The sequence below is a fragment of the Amycolatopsis sp. NPDC051061 genome, assembly GCF_040682935.1.
In the GTDB taxonomy this organism is placed as follows: Bacteria; Actinomycetota; Actinomycetes; order Mycobacteriales; family Pseudonocardiaceae; genus Amycolatopsis.
Genome location: NZ_JBFBBZ010000009.1, coordinates 98141 through 112530, shown reverse-complemented (window position 1 = coordinate 112530; position 14390 = coordinate 98141). Strand labels below are relative to the sequence as shown.

General features: G+C 69.0%; 13 protein-coding genes. All 13 read right to left on the bottom strand.

From position 1 onward, the window contains the following. The gene (locus AB0N03_RS14605) at nt 1-1590 is read right to left on the bottom strand and encodes an NADH-quinone oxidoreductase subunit M (RefSeq protein ID WP_364370668.1); all 1590 of its coding nucleotides are present in this window, start codon (nt 1588-1590) and stop codon (nt 1-3) included. After that, nucleotides 1590-3491 carry an NADH-quinone oxidoreductase subunit L gene (gene nuoL / locus AB0N03_RS14600; protein WP_364370665.1) on the bottom strand — a complete coding sequence of 634 codons (1902 nt, stop codon included), beginning with the start codon at nt 3489-3491 and terminating at the stop codon, nt 1590-1592. Before nuoL ends, AB0N03_RS14605 begins: the two co-directional genes overlap by 1 nt. 64 nt (nt 3492-3555) lie before the next feature. After that, nucleotides 3556-3855, bottom strand: a complete 300-nt coding sequence (nuoK, locus tag AB0N03_RS14595; protein ID WP_003081840.1) for an NADH-quinone oxidoreductase subunit NuoK — start codon at nt 3853-3855, stop codon at nt 3556-3558. Next, the gene (locus AB0N03_RS14590; RefSeq protein WP_364370662.1) at nt 3852-4715 is read right to left on the bottom strand and encodes an NADH-quinone oxidoreductase subunit J; all 864 of its coding nucleotides are present in this window, start codon (nt 4713-4715) and stop codon (nt 3852-3854) included. Before AB0N03_RS14590 ends, nuoK begins: the two co-directional genes overlap by 4 nt. Next, entirely contained in the window at nt 4712-5236 is a 525-nt protein-coding gene (nuoI, locus tag AB0N03_RS14585) for an NADH-quinone oxidoreductase subunit NuoI (protein WP_020643108.1), read from the bottom strand. Before nuoI ends, AB0N03_RS14590 begins: the two co-directional genes overlap by 4 nt. Then, a complete protein-coding gene (gene nuoH, locus AB0N03_RS14580) occupies nt 5223-6572 on the bottom strand; it encodes an NADH-quinone oxidoreductase subunit NuoH (RefSeq protein WP_364370659.1) in 1350 nt (449 codons plus the stop codon). The genes nuoI and nuoH overlap by 14 nt, the downstream gene beginning before the upstream one ends. Beyond that, a complete protein-coding gene (locus AB0N03_RS14575; RefSeq protein WP_364370656.1) occupies nt 6569-9043 on the bottom strand; it encodes an NADH-quinone oxidoreductase subunit G in 2475 nt (824 codons plus the stop codon). The genes nuoH and AB0N03_RS14575 overlap by 4 nt, the downstream gene beginning before the upstream one ends. Then, a complete protein-coding gene (gene nuoF / locus AB0N03_RS14570) occupies nt 9040-10338 on the bottom strand; it encodes an NADH-quinone oxidoreductase subunit NuoF (RefSeq protein ID WP_364370653.1) in 1299 nt (432 codons plus the stop codon). Before nuoF ends, AB0N03_RS14575 begins: the two co-directional genes overlap by 4 nt. Further along, a complete protein-coding gene (gene nuoE, locus AB0N03_RS14565) occupies nt 10338-11195 on the bottom strand; it encodes an NADH-quinone oxidoreductase subunit NuoE (protein WP_364370650.1) in 858 nt (285 codons plus the stop codon). The genes nuoF and nuoE overlap by 1 nt, the downstream gene beginning before the upstream one ends. Beyond that, complete coding sequence (locus AB0N03_RS14560) at nt 11192-12571, bottom strand: NADH-quinone oxidoreductase subunit D (protein WP_364370647.1); 1380 nt, start codon at nt 12569-12571, stop codon at nt 11192-11194. Before AB0N03_RS14560 ends, nuoE begins: the two co-directional genes overlap by 4 nt. Nucleotides 12572-12607: 36 nt before the next feature. Continuing rightward, a complete protein-coding gene (locus tag AB0N03_RS14555; protein ID WP_364370644.1) occupies nt 12608-13357 on the bottom strand; it encodes an NADH-quinone oxidoreductase subunit C in 750 nt (249 codons plus the stop codon). A gap of 4 nt (nt 13358-13361) precedes the next feature. Next, entirely contained in the window at nt 13362-13910 is a 549-nt protein-coding gene (locus tag AB0N03_RS14550; protein WP_155548771.1) for an NADH-quinone oxidoreductase subunit B, read from the bottom strand. 4 nt (nt 13911-13914) lie between these two features. Further along, nucleotides 13915-14334 carry an NADH-quinone oxidoreductase subunit A gene (locus tag AB0N03_RS14545; protein WP_364370641.1) on the bottom strand — a complete coding sequence of 140 codons (420 nt, stop codon included), beginning with the start codon at nt 14332-14334 and terminating at the stop codon, nt 13915-13917. Between the last annotated feature and the right edge of the window lie 56 nt (nt 14335-14390).

Genomic DNA, 14390 nt, shown 5'->3' with positions numbered 1-14390 from the left:
TTACTTGCCTCCCTGGACCGCGGACAGCGTCTGCTGCACCGTCGGGGTGACTGTGTCGAGCACCGGCTTCGGGTAGAAGCCGAGGAAGAGGACCAGCACGACCAGCGGCGCCAGGATCGCGATCTCACGGCCGCTCAGGTCGCGGATGGCCTTCTTCGCACCCAGCTCCGGCGCCATTGCCGTGGCTACAGCGCCACCCGACTCCACGCTGGTCGGGGTGGGAGGCCCCGTCGGGGCCGGCGACAACACAGCGTCACCGCGGAGGGGCCCCTGCATGACGCGCTGGTAGAGCCACAGAACGTACGCCGCGGCCAGGACCATGCCCACCGTGGCGAGGATCGTGTACACCGGCTGGTCCACAAAGGCCCCGATGAGCACCAGGAACTCGGAGACGAACGAGTTGGTGCCCGGCAGGGAAAGCGTGGACAGACCGGCGAGCAGGAACAGGCCCGCCAGCAACGGCGTCACCTTGGCCATACCGCCGTAGTCGGAGATCTTCGACGACCCGCCGCGCGCGATCACCAGGCCGATCACCACGATCAGCATGCCGGTCGCGAGGCTGTGGTTCAGCATGTACGTCGCCGAGCCGACCATCGCCTGCTCGTTGAAGGCGAAGATGCCCAGCGAGATGAAGCCGAAGTGGGCGATCGAGACGTAGGCGATGAACCGCTTCATGTCCCGCTGCCCCGCGGCGAGGATCGATCCGTAAAGGACACCGATCACCGAGAGCACCAGGACCAGCGGGGCGAGGGTCCTGCTCGCGTCCGGGAACATCGGCAGGCAGTAGCGCAGGAACCCGAACGTGCCGACCTTGTCCAGCACGCCGACCAGCAGGACGGCGACGCCGATCGGCGCCTCCCCCGCCGCGTCCGGCAGCCAGGTGTGGAACGGCACCAGCGGCGCCTTGATCGCGAACGCCAGGAAGAACCCGAGGAACAGCCAGATCTGCGTGCTCAGCGGCGCGTCGCGGACGACCGTCACCAGCGTCGCCCAGTCGAAGGTGCCGTGCCCGATCTTGTCTTCGGCGAGCGAGTACGCCCCGATCGCCGACGCCAGCATGATCAGGCCGCCGAGGAACGAGTAGAGGAAGAACTTCACCGCCGCGTACTGCCGGTTCGCGCCGCCGTAGCCGCCGATCAGGAAGTACATCGGGATCAGCATGATCTCGAACAGCACGTAGAACAGGAAGACGTCGGTCGCGGCGAACACGCCGATCGTGAGCGCCTCCTGCAGCAGGATCAGCGAGAGGAACCCGCCCGCGCTGCGGCCCGGCGGCAGCTTGTCCAGCGTGCCGAGGCCGCCGACAACGATCGGCACCAGCAGCGCGATCACCGCGATCATGATCAGCGAGATGCCGTCGGTGCCGAACGAGATGTGCACGCCGAAGCTGGGGATCCAGTCGAAGCTCGACGTCTGCTGCAGCCGTGCGCCGGAAGGCGAGTAGCTGAGCCAGAACGGGATCACGAGCAGGAACTCGAGGATCGAGAACCCCAGCGCGGCCAGCACCGCGGCGCGGTCGTTCCCCTTGAGGAACGCCAGCACCAGGGAGCCGGCGAGCGGCACCAGGATGAGGATGAGCAACCAGGTCATCAGGAGAACCTCACCAGCAGGAGAGCCGCCAGAAGCAGGAACGCGCCGCCCAGCATCGAGAGCGCGTAGGACCGGACGAACCCGGTCTGGAGCCGCCTCAGCCGGCCGGAGCCGCCGCCGAGAGAGGCGGCGAGGCCATTGACCGCGCCGTCGACGCCGCGGTTGTCGACGAACACCAGCGCCCGCGAAAGCCAGGTGCCCGGGCGGGCGACCAGCGTCTCGTTGAGGGCGTTGCCGTAGAGGTCCTTGCGGGCCGCGCGGGTGACGAACGAGACCCGCTGCGGCTGCTCGACCGGGACGTCACGCCGGAAGATCAGGTACGCGATCAGCACGCCCAGCACGGAGAACACGATCGCGGCGACGGAGATCACCCAGGCGTCGAACGGCGCGTGGTGGGCTTCCTCCAGTTCGCCGACCGAGGGAGTCAGCCACTCGGCGAAGCGGTCACCCAGGGCGAAGAACGCACCGGCGCCGACCGAGCCGACCGCCAGCACCGCCATCGGGATCCACATGATCGCCTTGGACTCGTGCGGGTGGAAGTCCCGGCCATCGCTGGACTTGATGTCCTTCCAGCGCTCCTTGCCGAAGAACGTCATCACCATCAGGCGCGTCATGTAGAACGCGGTGAGCCCGGCACCCAGCAGCGCGGCGCCGCCCATCACCCAGCCGCGCCAGCCGCCCTGGCCGAACGCTGCTTCGATGATCGCGTCCTTGGTGAAGAAGCCCGACAGCGGCGGGATGCCGATCAGGGCCAGGTACCCGAGGCCGAACGTGATGAAGGTGATCGGCATCTTCTTGCGCAGGCCGCCGAACTTCCGCATGTCGACCTCGTCGTTCATGCCGTGCATGACCGATCCGGCCCCGAGGAAGAGCCCGGCCTTGAAGAAGCCGTGCGCGACCAGGTGCATGATGCCCAGCGCGTACGCGATGGGCCCGAGCCCGACCGCCAGCATCATGTAGCCGATCTGGCTGACCGTCGAGTACGCGAGGACCTTCTTGATGTCGTCGTACGCGCAGCCGATGATGCACCCCAAGAGGAGCGTCACCGTGCCGACCAGCGTGACGATCAGCCGGCCGTCCTCGGTGGCGTTGAAGATGTCCTTCGAGCGGGCCACCAGGTAGACGCCCGCCGTCACCATCGTCGCCGCGTGGATGAGGGCCGACACCGGGGTCGGGCCCTCCATCGCGTCCGGGAGCCAGGCCTGCAGCGGGAACTGGCCGGACTTACCGCAGGCGCCCAGCAGGAGCAGGATCGCCATCGCGGTGATCGCGCCCGGCGAGAACTTGCCGTCGCCGACCGCTTGGAAGACCTGCGCATAGCCGGTGGAACCCGCGTACTTGAACATGATGAAGATCGCCAGCGCGAGCCCGACGTCGCCGACGCGGTTCATCAGGAACGCCTTCTTCGCCGCGGTCGCGGCGGACGGGCGGCCCTGGTACCAGCCGATGAGCAGGTAGGACGCGAGGCCCACACCTTCCCAGCCGAGGTACAGCGTCACGAAGCTGTTGCCCAGCACCAGGATCAGCATCGACGCGACGAAGAGGTTCAGGTACGCGAAGAAGCGGTACCGGCCCTCGTCGTCGGCCATGTAGCCGATCGAGTAGAAGTGGATCAGCATGCCGACGCCGGTGATGAGCAGCACGAACGTCAGCGAGAGCGCGTCGATCCGCAGCCCGAAGTCGATCTGCAGCGCGCCGGCCGGGATCCACGAGTACAGCTTGGTGTCCGTCGCGGTGCTCGTGTCCGCGGTGAAGAACAGGATCAGGCCGTAGACGAAGGCCAGGGTGACGGTGGCACAGCCGAGCAGATGCCCCCACGCCTTCGCGCGCTTGCCCGCCAGAAGCAGGATCAGGGCGCCGAGGGCAGGGAAGGCCACCAGCAGCCACGATGATGCGGTCACTCGGCGATCCTTTCAGTGGCGCGAAGCGCCTCCGTTGAGGGTGGGCGGTGGGGATGAGGCGGCACTAGTACTTCAGCAGGTTGGTGTCGTCGACCGAAGCCGAGCGCCGGGTGCGGAAGATGGCCATGATGATCGCCAGGCCGACCACGACCTCGGCGGCCGCCACGACCATGACGAAGAACGCCATGATCTGGCCGTCGAGCCCGCCGTTGATCCGGGCGAACGTGACCAGCGACAGGTTCACGGCGTTGAGCATCAGCTCGATGCACATGAACACGACGATCGCGTTGCGCCGCACCAGCACGCCGACCGCGCCGAGCGCGAACAGCAGCGCCGACAGCAGCAGGTAGTACGTCGGGGTCATTCCTTCTCCCCCTGGGTTTCCGAAGAGTCCGAGCCGACCAGCGCGTGCGCGTCGGGGTGCGGCGTGTCGTCCGCCACCAGCTTGCGTTCCTTCGCCAGCTCGATCGCCGAGGTGGACTCGATGATCGCCGAGAGGGACTCCGGGGCGATCGAGCCGTCCGGGAGCAGCGCCGGCGTCGCGACCGAGTTGGCGGTGGCGAAGACACCCGGGCCGGGCAGCGGCGAGGGCCGGTCGTGCTCACCGCGGAAGCGCAGCAGCACGAGCTCCTTCTGCGTGAGCTTGCCGCCCTTGCCGTGCCGGTCGGTGAAGGCCAGCACCATCGCGCCGATGGCGGCGGTGATGAGCAGCGCCGACGTCAGCTCGAAGGGGAACAGGTAGTCGGTGAAGATCAGCCGGCCCAGGCCCTTCGGCCCGCCGCCCGCGGACGACGTCGAGTCGAGCGGGATCGCCGGGGTGACGTTGGCCAGCGCCCGGTAGATGCCGGTCGCCAGCAGCGCGGCCATCCCGATGCCGAGCACGGTGGCGGCGAGCCGCTGTCCACGCAGGACCTCGACGACCGAGTCGGAGCTCTCGCGGCCGACCAGCATCAGCACGAACAGGAACAGCATCATGATCGCGCCGGTGTAGACGATGATCTGGGTGAAGCCCAGGAACGGCGCCGACTGGATCATGTACAGCGCGCCCAGGCTCAACATCGTGAGCACCAGCCACAGCGCCGAGTGGACGGCGTTGCGGGAGAAGATCATGCCGAGCCCGCCGAGCAGGCAGAGCGGGCCGAGGATCCAGAACGCGATGGCCTCGCCCGTCGAGACGCCGGCCGCGGCGCCCGTCGGAGCCTGGGCCAGGAGTGCGGCGATCACTTGACGCCCTCCCCGCGTGCCAGCTCGGGACCGTTGACGTAGTAGTCCTGCTCGTTCTCGCCCAGCCGCATCGGGTGCGGCGGCTGCTCCATGCCGGGCAGCAGCGGGGCGAGCAGGTCTTCCTTCGTGTAGATCAGCCGCTGGCGGTCGTCGTCGGCCAGCTCGTAGAAGTTGATCATCGTCAGCGACCGCGTCGGGCACGCCTCGACGCAGAGGCCGCAGCCGATGCAGCGCAGGTAGTTGATCTGGTAGTCCGCGCCGTACCGCTCGCCCGGGGAGAACCGGGCTTCCTCGGTGTTGTCACCGCCCTCGACGAAGATCGCGTCCGCCGGGCACGCCCACGCGCACAGCTCGCAGCCGACGCACTTCTCGAGGCCGTCCGGGTGGCGGTTCAGCTGGTGCCGTCCGTGGTACCGCGGGGCGGCGGGGGCGCCGGCCTCGGGGTACTCCTCGGTGGCGACCTTCTTGAACATCATCCCGAAGGTGACGCCGAAGCCCTTGACGGGATCAAGAAACCCCATCTTGCGCTCCTTCCTTTGCGGTACCGACGGCCGCCGGCTTGCGGCGGGCCGCCTTCGCCTCGGCCTTGGCCAAGGCCTTCTGACGCGGGGTGGTCTGCGGGACCTTGAGGTCCAGCGGCGGGACCGGGAAACCGCCGCCGGTCACCGGAATGGTCTCGCTCTCCTCTTCGCGGCCCGCCGCGCGGACGTAGAAGAACAGGGCGATGACGATGAAGATGGCGACCGCGGCGATGATGATCGACGCGGTGTTCCAGGTGATGACCTTCGCGAAGGTCACCATGACGATCCACACCAGGTTCAGCGGGACCAGGACCTTCCAGCCCAGGCGCATGAACTGGTCGTAGCGCAGGCGGGGCAGCGTGCCGCGCAGCCAGATGAACCCGAACAGCAGGATGAACATCTTCGCGAAGAACCACAGCACCGGCCACCAGCCGGTGTTGAGGACGTTGTTCCCGATCAGCGACAGCGGCCACGGGGCCATCCAGCCGCCGAGGAACAACGTCGTCGCGAACGCCGAGACGATCACCATGTTGACGTACTCGGCGAGGAAGAACATCGCGAACTTCATCGAGCTGTACTCGGTGTGGAAGCCGCCGACCAGCTCCGACTCGGCCTCGGGGAGGTCGAACGGGGCGCGGTTGGTCTCGCCGACCATCGAGATCAGGTAGATCACGAAGCTCGGGACCAGGTAGAGGAACCACGCCTTGTGCTGCGCGCCGACGATGTCGGCCAGGTTCAGCGAACCGGCCTGCAGGATCACCGCGACGATCGAGAGGCCCATCGCGATCTCGTAAGAGATCACCTGCGCCGCGCTGCGCATGCCGCCGAGCAGCGGGTACGGCGAGCCGGACGACCAGCCGGCGAGCACGATGCCGTAGACGCCGATCGAGGAGCAGGCCAGGATCACCAGCGCGCTGACCGGCAGGTCGAGCAGCTGCAGCACGGTCCGCTCGCCGAAGATCGACACGACCGGGCCGAACGGGATGGCCGACAGCGCGATCAGCGAGGGCACCACGCACATGACCGGCGCGAGGAAGTACACCTTGCGGTCGGCGGTGTCCGGGATGATCTGTTCCTTGAACGGCAGCTTGATCGCGTCCGCCAGGGACTGCAGGTAACCGTTCGGGCCGACGCGGTTGGGACCCGGCCGGTTCTGCATCCGGCCGACGGCCTTGCGCTCCCAGACGATCAGCAGGATCGTCAGGATCGGGCCGATCAGCAGGACGACCACGCACTTGAGCAGGATCAGCCACAACGGGTCGTCCGCCAGCAGCGCCGCCCGCGTCGCCGCGTCCGGGACGCTCCCGACAGCAGCCTCGGTCAACAACGGTGTCACTGTTCACCCCCAGCGAGGTTCACGACGGCGCCGTGCCCGGCGCCGAGCGTCTTGAACACGGCGGAGCCGTCGGAGTTGCCCGGCAGCCACACGACGCCGTCGGGCAGGTCCGCGATCTCCACCGGCAGCGTGATCGCACCGCGTTCGGTGCTCACCTTCACGGTCGTGCCCAGCCCTTCGGCGGTCTTCGCGGACAGCCGCGCGACCGACGTGCGCTGAGTGCCCTTCAGGTGCGGCTCGCCGTCCTGCAGCGACCCGTTGTCGATCAGCTGGCGCCAGCTCGACAGGACCGCCTGGCCGGCGCCCGGAGCCGCGGTGGCCCCGCCGGTCTCGGCGGCGACGTTGCCCCAACGCAGGGCCGAGGCCGGGGCGAGCTTCTCGAAGTCACCGCGGGCGGCCGCCGGCGTCTGCGTGAACAGGTCGGCGTCCATCTCGACGGCGAGGGTGTCGAGCACCCGGCAGTCCGGCAGGGCGCCGGTGCCCTCGAGGGTGACGTCGAACGGGCGGGTGCGGCCCTCCCAGTTGAGGTAGCTGCCCGCCTTCTCGTCGGAGGCGGCCACCGGGAGCACGACGTCCGCGCGCTCGGTCACCGCGCTGTGGCGGAGTTCGAGGCTGACGACGAAGCCGGCGCCGTCCAGCGCGCGCAGCGCGAGGTCCGGGTCCGGCAGGTCGAACGGGTCGACGCCACCGACGATCAGGCCGCCGAGCTCACGGCCCGAAGCAGCCTGCAGGATGCCGGTGGTGTCGCGACCCGGCGTGGCCGGGATCGGGACGCCCCAGGCGTTTTCGACGGCGACGCGGGCCGCGTCGTCGCCCACCCGGTGCCCACCCGGCAGCAGCGTCGGCACGCAGCCGGTCGCCAGCGCGCCCCGGTCGCCGGCGCGGCGCGGGATCCACGCGAGCCGGACGCCGGTGCGCTCGACCAGGTCGTGCAGCGCGGAGAACAGACCGGGCACCTGGGCGGCGCGCTCGCCGACCAGGACGATGGCGCCTTCGCCGCGGAGCCCCTCGTCGAGGTCCGGCGCGTGCTTGGCGATGGCTTCGACGGCCGCGGCCTCCTGGCCGGGGACGCAGGCGAGCAGCTCGCCGAACGTCTTGCGCACCGACGACGTCGTCCACTGTCCCAAGTGGACGACCCGGGTGCGGTTCCTGCGGGCCGCCTTGCGCAGCCGCAGGAACACGATCGGCGCCTCGTCCTCGGGCTCGAACGCCACGCACAGGACCGTGCGGGCCCGCTCGATCTCGGTGAAGGTGACGCCGGACTCCGGCGTCACGCCCACGACGTGCGAGGTGAGGAAGGCCAGCTCCTCGGCCGAGTGCGGCCGGGCGCGGAAGTCGACGTCGTTGGTCTGCAGCGCGACGCGGGCGAACTTCGAGTACGCGTAGGCGTCCTCGACGGTCAACCGGCCACCGGGCAGGACGCCGACGCCGCCGTTCGCGCGGGCCTCGACGAGACCGGCGGCCGCGGCGCGCAGCGCGTCGGTCCAGGACGCTTCCGCCAGCTCACCGGTCTCGCGGTTGCGGACCAGCGGACGCCGGATGCGGTCCTCGGCGCCGGTGTAGCGGAAGGCGAAGCGGCCCTTGTCGCAGATCCACTCCTCGTTGACCTCGGGGTCGTCGCCGGCCAGCTTGCGCTGGACCTTGCCGCGCCGGAAGTCGGTGCGCTCGGCACAGCCGGACGAGCAGTGCTCGCAGACGCTTGGCGAGGACACGAGGTCGAACGGGCGGGAGCGGAACCGGTAGGCGGCGCTCGTGAGGGCGCCGACCGGGCAGATCTGGATGACGTTGCCGGAGAAGTAGGACTGGAACGGCTGGCCGGACGTCGTCCGCGAAGCCAGGTCCAGGACGTCCGCCGTCTCCGCGGTGCCGATCTGCTGGTGGGCGCCGCGTTCGAGGAGCTCGATGAACGGGTCGCCGGCGATCTCGCTGGAGAACCGGGTGCAGCGCTGGCAAAGGACGCAGCGTTCGCGGTCCAGGAGCACCTGCGTCGAGATCGGCAGCGGCTTCGGGAACGTCCGCTTCGTGTCGACGAACCGCGACTCCGTGCGGCCGTGGGCCAGCGCCTGGTTCTGCAGCGGGCACTCGCCGCCCTTGTCGCAGATCGGGCAGTCCAGCGGGTGGTTGATGAGCAGCAGCTCCATCACACCCTGCTGGGCCTTGTCCGCGACCGGCGACGTCAGCTGCGTCTTGACGACCATGCCGTCGGCGACGGTCATCGTGCAGGACGCCTGCGGCTTCGGCATCGGCCGGCCGCCCATCTCGACCTCGACCAGGCACTGGCGGCAGGCGCCCGCCGGCGAGAGGAGCGGGTGGTCGCAGAACCGCGGGATGACCGTGCCGAGGCGTTCGGCCGTGCGGATCAGCAGCTCGCCCTTGGGGGCGATGACCTCTTCGCCGTCGATGACCAGCTTCACGTGGCCCTCGGGGACCACCGTCTCGGCCGTCTCGGGCTTGTCGGGGGCGATCGTCATGATGCCTGCGCTCCCACGAGTTCGGGCTTGGTCTGTTCGTGCCGGTTCTTCTCGCACAACGCGAGGAACTCCTCGCGGAAGTACTTGATGCCGCTCTGGATCGGCGACACCGCGCCGTCGCCGAGGGCGCAGAACGACCGGCCGAGGATGTTGTCGCAGACGTCGAGGAGGGTGTCGATGTCCTCTTCGGTGCCGTGGCCCTCGACCATCCGCTCGAGGATCTGCGCCAGCCAGTACGTGCCCTCACGGCACGGCGTGCACTTGCCGCAGGACTCGTGCTCGTAGAACTGCGTCCACTTCATCACGGCCCAGGGCACCGACACGGTCTCGTTGAAGACCTGCACGGCGGTCGTGCCCAGCATCGACCCGGCTTCCGCCGCACCTTCGAAGTCCAGGGGAACGTCGAGGTGCTCGGCGGTGAACATCGGGGTGGAGGAGCCGCCCGGGGTCCAGAACTTGAGCGGGACGCCGTCCTTCATGCCGCCCGCCATGTCGAGGAGCTCGCGCAGCGTGGTACCGAGCGGGCACTCGTACTGGCCGGGCTTCTCGACGTGACCGGAGATCGAGTAGATCTTCGGGCCGGGCGACTTCTCGCGGCCCATCTCGCGGAACCAGCTCGATCCGCCGTTGACGATGAACGGCGCGCTCGCGATGGTCTCGACGTTGTTGACCGTGGTCGGCGCGGCGTAAAGACCTGCTGCGGCGGGGAACGGCGGCTTGAGCCGCGGCTGGCCACGACGGCCTTCGAGCGAGTCGAGCAGCGCGGTCTCTTCGCCGCAGATGTACGCGCCCGCGCCCGCGTGGACGGTGATCTTGAGGTCGAAGCCGGAGCCGAGGATGTTCTCGCCCAGGTAGCCCGCCGCTTCGGCCTCGCGCACGGCCGCGTTGAGGCGGCGGATGCAGTGCAGCGCCTCGCCGCGGACGTAGATGAAGCAGTGGTTGGACCGCATCGCGTACGAGGCGATGATGCAGCCCTCGATGAGCGAGTGCGGGTCCGCCATCATCAGCGGGATGTCCTTGCAGGTACCCGGTTCGCCTTCGTCGGCGTTGATCACCAGGTAGTGCGGCTTGTCGAAGTTCGGCGGCATGAACGACCACTTGATGCCGGCCGGGAAGCCCGCGCCGCCGCGGCCGCGCAGGCCGGAGTCCTTGACCAGCTGGACGAGCTGCTCCGGCGTCCCGGCCAGGGCCTTGCGGACGGCCGTGTAGCCCTCGAGCGCCTCGTACGTCCCGATCTGCCAGGAGTTCGGCGACAGCCAGCGCTTCGTGAGGACCGGCGTAATGGGATCTGCCATTACTTCTTCTCCACTTCAGGCAGCGGAACGTCTTGCGCGACGGGCGCGACCCAGCCGCGCTCCTGCGCGATCTGCGCGCCCCGCAGGGTTTCGACAGCCTGCGAAGGACCGTCGACGTCCGTGCGGTACTGGCGTTCGTCCTCCGGGAAGAACCCGGCGAGCTGCAGCTCGGCGCCCCGGAAGCTCGACAGCGGCGCGCCGCGCGTCGGGGCCGGCTTCTTGCCCGCCCGCAGCGCGTCGACCAGCGCGACGGCCTTGTCCTCGGTCTGGTTGTCGAAGTACTCGTAGTTGACCTGGATGACCGGCGCGAGGTCGCAGGCCGCGAGGCACTCGGCGTGCTCGAGGGTGACCGAGCCCGGCTCGTTCGGCGTACCCGCGGTCTCGTTGTGCCCCAGCGGGTCTTCCTCGGAACCGAGGTGCGTCTGGAGCCTCTTGTAGATCGCGTCGCCACCCATGGCCGCGCAGAGCGTGTTGGTGCAGACGCTCACGAGGTGCTCACCGCACGGCTTGCGCTTGTACATCGTGTAGAACGTCGCGACCGCGCTGACCTCGGCGTCCGACAGCTCGAGCTGCGCCGCGCAGAACGCGATGCCCTCCTGGCTGACGTAGCCCTGCACCGACTGCACGAGGTGCAGCAGCGGCAGCAGCGCCGAGCGGGACTGCGGGTAGCGCGCGATCAGGTCGTGGGCCCGCGCGACGACGCCTTCGTCGAAGATGTCTTCGAGCGGCGTGTCTTCGATGATGCCGGCGGCGACCACGGGGTCGGGCGCGATGGCGACGACGTCGACGTCCGGCCCGGCCGCGGCGTACGTCGTCGCAGCGTCCTTCGGGCCCGGTTCGGGAACAGCTGAGGTCATCGGTCCACTCCCCCCATGACGGGGTCGATCGAGGCGATCGCGGCGATCACGTCCGCGACCAGGCCGCCTTCGGCCATGGCGGGCATCGACTGCAGGTTCACGAAGCTCGGTTCGCGCACGTGGACCCGCAGCGGCCGCGTGCCGCCGTCGGACACCAGGTGCGCGCCCAGCTCGCCGCGCGGCGACTCGACCGCCGCGTAGACCTGACCCGCCGGCACCTTGAAGCCCTCGGTGACCAGCTTGAAGTGGTGGATCAGGGACTCCATCGACTGGCCCATGATCTTCTTGACGTGCTCGAGCGAGTTGCCCATGCCGTCGCTGCCGATGGACAGCTGCGCGGGCCAGGCGACCTTCTTGTCCTCGACCATGACCGGGCCCGGCTCGAGCTTCTCCAGGCACTGCTCGATGATCTTGAGGCTCTCGTGCATCTCGTGCACCCGGATCAGGTAGCGCGACCAGCAGTCGGCGCCGTTGTCGACCGGGACGTCGAAGTCGAACTCGTCGTAGCAGGAGTACGGCTCGGTCTTGCGCAGGTCCCACGGGAGGCCGGCGCTGCGCAGCACCGGACCGGTGACGCCGAGCGCGAGGCACGCGTCGACCGGCAGGTACCCGACGCCCTTGAGCCGGTTGCGCCAGATCGGCTGGCCGGTGAAGAGCTTGTCGTACAGCGGAAGGCGTTCCTTCATCGTCTTGACGAATTCGGTGACCTTCTCGCGGTAGTCCTCGGGCATGTCCTGCGCGAGGCCGCCGGGGCGGATGAACGCGTGGTTCATGCGCAGGCCGGTGAGGTGCTCCAGCAGGTGCAGGACGACCTCGCGCTCGCGGAAGCCGAGCGTCATCGCGGTGGTGGCGCCGAGCTCCATGCCGCCGGTGGCGATGTAGACCAGGTGCGAGCCGATCCGGTTGATCTCCATCAGCATCACGCGCAGCAGCTGCGCGCGGCGCGGGACCTCGATCTGGAGCAGCTTCTCGACCCCGAGGCAGTACGCCATCTCCGTGAACAGCGGCGCCAGGTAGTCCATGCGCGTCACGAAGGTGACGCCCTGGGTCCAGGTCCGGTACTCGCAGTTCTTCTCGATGCCGGTGTGGAGGTAGCCGATGACCGACCGCAGCTGCGTGACGGTCTCGCCCTCCATCTCCAGCACGAGCCGGAGCACGCCGTGCGTCGACGGGTGCTGCGGGCCCATGTTGATGACCATGCGCTCGTCGTGCGCCGCGTCGGCGATGACGTCGTCCCAGTCGCCGCCGGAGACCGAGTAGACGCGGCCTTCGGTGGTGTCGCGGGAGTCGGCGTAGTTGACGTCGTCGGTGCTGTCGCTGCCGGTCTCGGTGGTCGACGTGCCCGTGGTGACGTCGGACAGGTTCTCAGTGCTCAATTTCGCCTCCGCGGGAGGAAGTACGTCGGCGGGTGCTCACGAGTACGACCTCCGCTGGTCCGGCGGCGGGATCTCCGCGCCCTTGTATTCGACCGGGATCCCGCCGAGCGGGTAGTCCTTGCGCTGGGGGTGACCGTCCCAGTCGTCCGGCATGAGGATGCGGGTCAGCGCCGGGTGGCCGTCGAAGACGATGCCGAACATGTCCCAGGCCTCGCGCTCCTGCCAGTCGGCGGTCGGGTAGAGCCCGACCAGCGACGGCACGTGCGCGTCCTCGACGTCGAGGGTGACCTCGAGGCGGATCCGGCGGCGGTAGGTCAGCGACGTGAAGTGGTACACCGCGTGCAGCCGCTGCGGGACGTCGACGCCGTAGTCCACACCGGACACCGAGGACAGCAGCTCGAAGCGGAGACCGCCGTCGTCACGCAGCACCTTCGCGATCGCGGGCAGCTGCTCGCGGGCGACGTAGAAGGTGATCTCGCCGCGGTCGACCGTGGTCTGCAGGATCGCTTCGGCGGGGATCTTGTGGTCCGACAGGGCCGCGTAGAACTCGTCGGCGAACTGGTCGAACCAGCCGCCGTACGGGCGCTCGGCCGGCGCGGGGCTGTAGGCCGGGAGCCGGACGCCGCCGTAGCCGGAGGTGTCGCCGGAGCCGTGCACGCCGAACATGCCCTGGCGTTCGCGGCCGGTGACTACGGGCTCGGCCGCGCCGGGACCCTTGGCCGTCAGCCCGGTTTCGGCGCGTTCGGCGCTGGACTGCTCTTCGCCGGGTTGGGGGTTCTCAGTCATCGCTCTACTTCTTCGCGTACTTGATCGACGACGCGACGAGCTCGGTGCGGGCCCCGCTGGCGGCGCGGATGGCGGCGCGGCGGGCGTTGATCGGCTCGTCCTGGATCTTGGCGTGCAGCTTGAGGATCGCGTCCAGCAGCATCTCCGGCCGCGGCGGGCAGCCGGGCAGGTACATGTCGACCGGCACGACGTGGTCGACGCCCTGGACCACGGCGTAGTTGTTGAACATGCCGCCGGAGGAGGCGCAGACGCCCATGGCGAGCACCCACTTGGGCTCAGCCATCTGGTCGTAGATCTGACGCAGGACCGGCGCCATCTTCTGGGTGACCCGGCCGGCGACGATCATCAGGTCGGCCTGCCGCGGCGTCGCGCTGAAGCGCTCCATGCCGAAGCGGGCGATGTCGTAGCGGGAGCCGCCGACGGTCATCATCTCGATCGCGCAGCAGGCGAGCCCGAAGGTGGCCGGCCACATCGAGTTCTTCCGCGACCAGTTGACGAGACCTTCGAGACTGGCCAGCAGGATGCCGTTGGGGAGTTTCTCTTCGAGGCCCATGGGTCTAGTTCCAATCCAGGCCGCCGCGCCGCCACACGTAGGCGTACGCGAAGCCGACCGTCGCGATGAACAGCAGGATCTCCACCAGGCCGAAGGTGCCCAGCGCGTCCGCCTGCACGGCGAACGGGTAGAGGAAGACCATCTCGATGTCGAACAGGATGAACAGCATCGCGGTGATGTAGTACGCCACCGGCATCCGGCCGCCGCCGACGAGCGGCTGCGGGGACGGCTCGATCCCGCACTCGTACGCGGCGAGCTTGGCCTTGTTGTAGCGGCTGGGGCCGACGAGCGGGCCCAGCAGCACCGACAGCACGGCGAAGCCGAGCGCCAGGACGAACAAGATCACGATGGGCAGGTAGGGCTTCAGGCTGGGGGCCTCTTGCGCCAGCTGCACCGTGTCGGTTCGGGTCAGCAACGTCAGCACGGGGTCTTCGCCATCCTTTCCGCGCCGATGCGGTTGTGCTTGTGGTGGGAACCGCT

Bases quoted from the DNA above. Each gene is read 5' to 3' on its own strand.
- AB0N03_RS14605 (WP_364370668.1), bottom strand. From the start codon at position 1,590: ATGACCTGGTTGCTCATCCTCATCCTGGTGCCGCTCGCCGGCTCCCTG.
- nuoK (WP_003081840.1), bottom strand. From the start codon at position 3,855: ATGACCCCGACGTACTACCTGCTGCTGTCGGCGCTGCTGTTCGCGCTC.
- nuoI (WP_020643108.1), bottom strand. From the start codon at position 5,236: ATGGGGTTTCTTGATCCCGTCAAGGGCTTCGGCGTCACCTTCGGGATG.
- AB0N03_RS14575 (WP_364370656.1), bottom strand. From the start codon at position 9,043: ATGACGATCGCCCCCGACAAGCCCGAGACGGCCGAGACGGTGGTCCCC.
- nuoF (WP_364370653.1), bottom strand. From the start codon at position 10,338: ATGGCAGATCCCATTACGCCGGTCCTCACGAAGCGCTGGCTGTCGCCG.
- nuoE (WP_364370650.1), bottom strand. From the start codon at position 11,195: ATGACCTCAGCTGTTCCCGAACCGGGCCCGAAGGACGCTGCGACGACG.
- AB0N03_RS14555 (WP_364370644.1), bottom strand. From the start codon at position 13,357: ATGACTGAGAACCCCCAACCCGGCGAAGAGCAGTCCAGCGCCGAACGC.
- AB0N03_RS14550 (WP_155548771.1), bottom strand. From the start codon at position 13,910: ATGGGCCTCGAAGAGAAACTCCCCAACGGCATCCTGCTGGCCAGTCTC.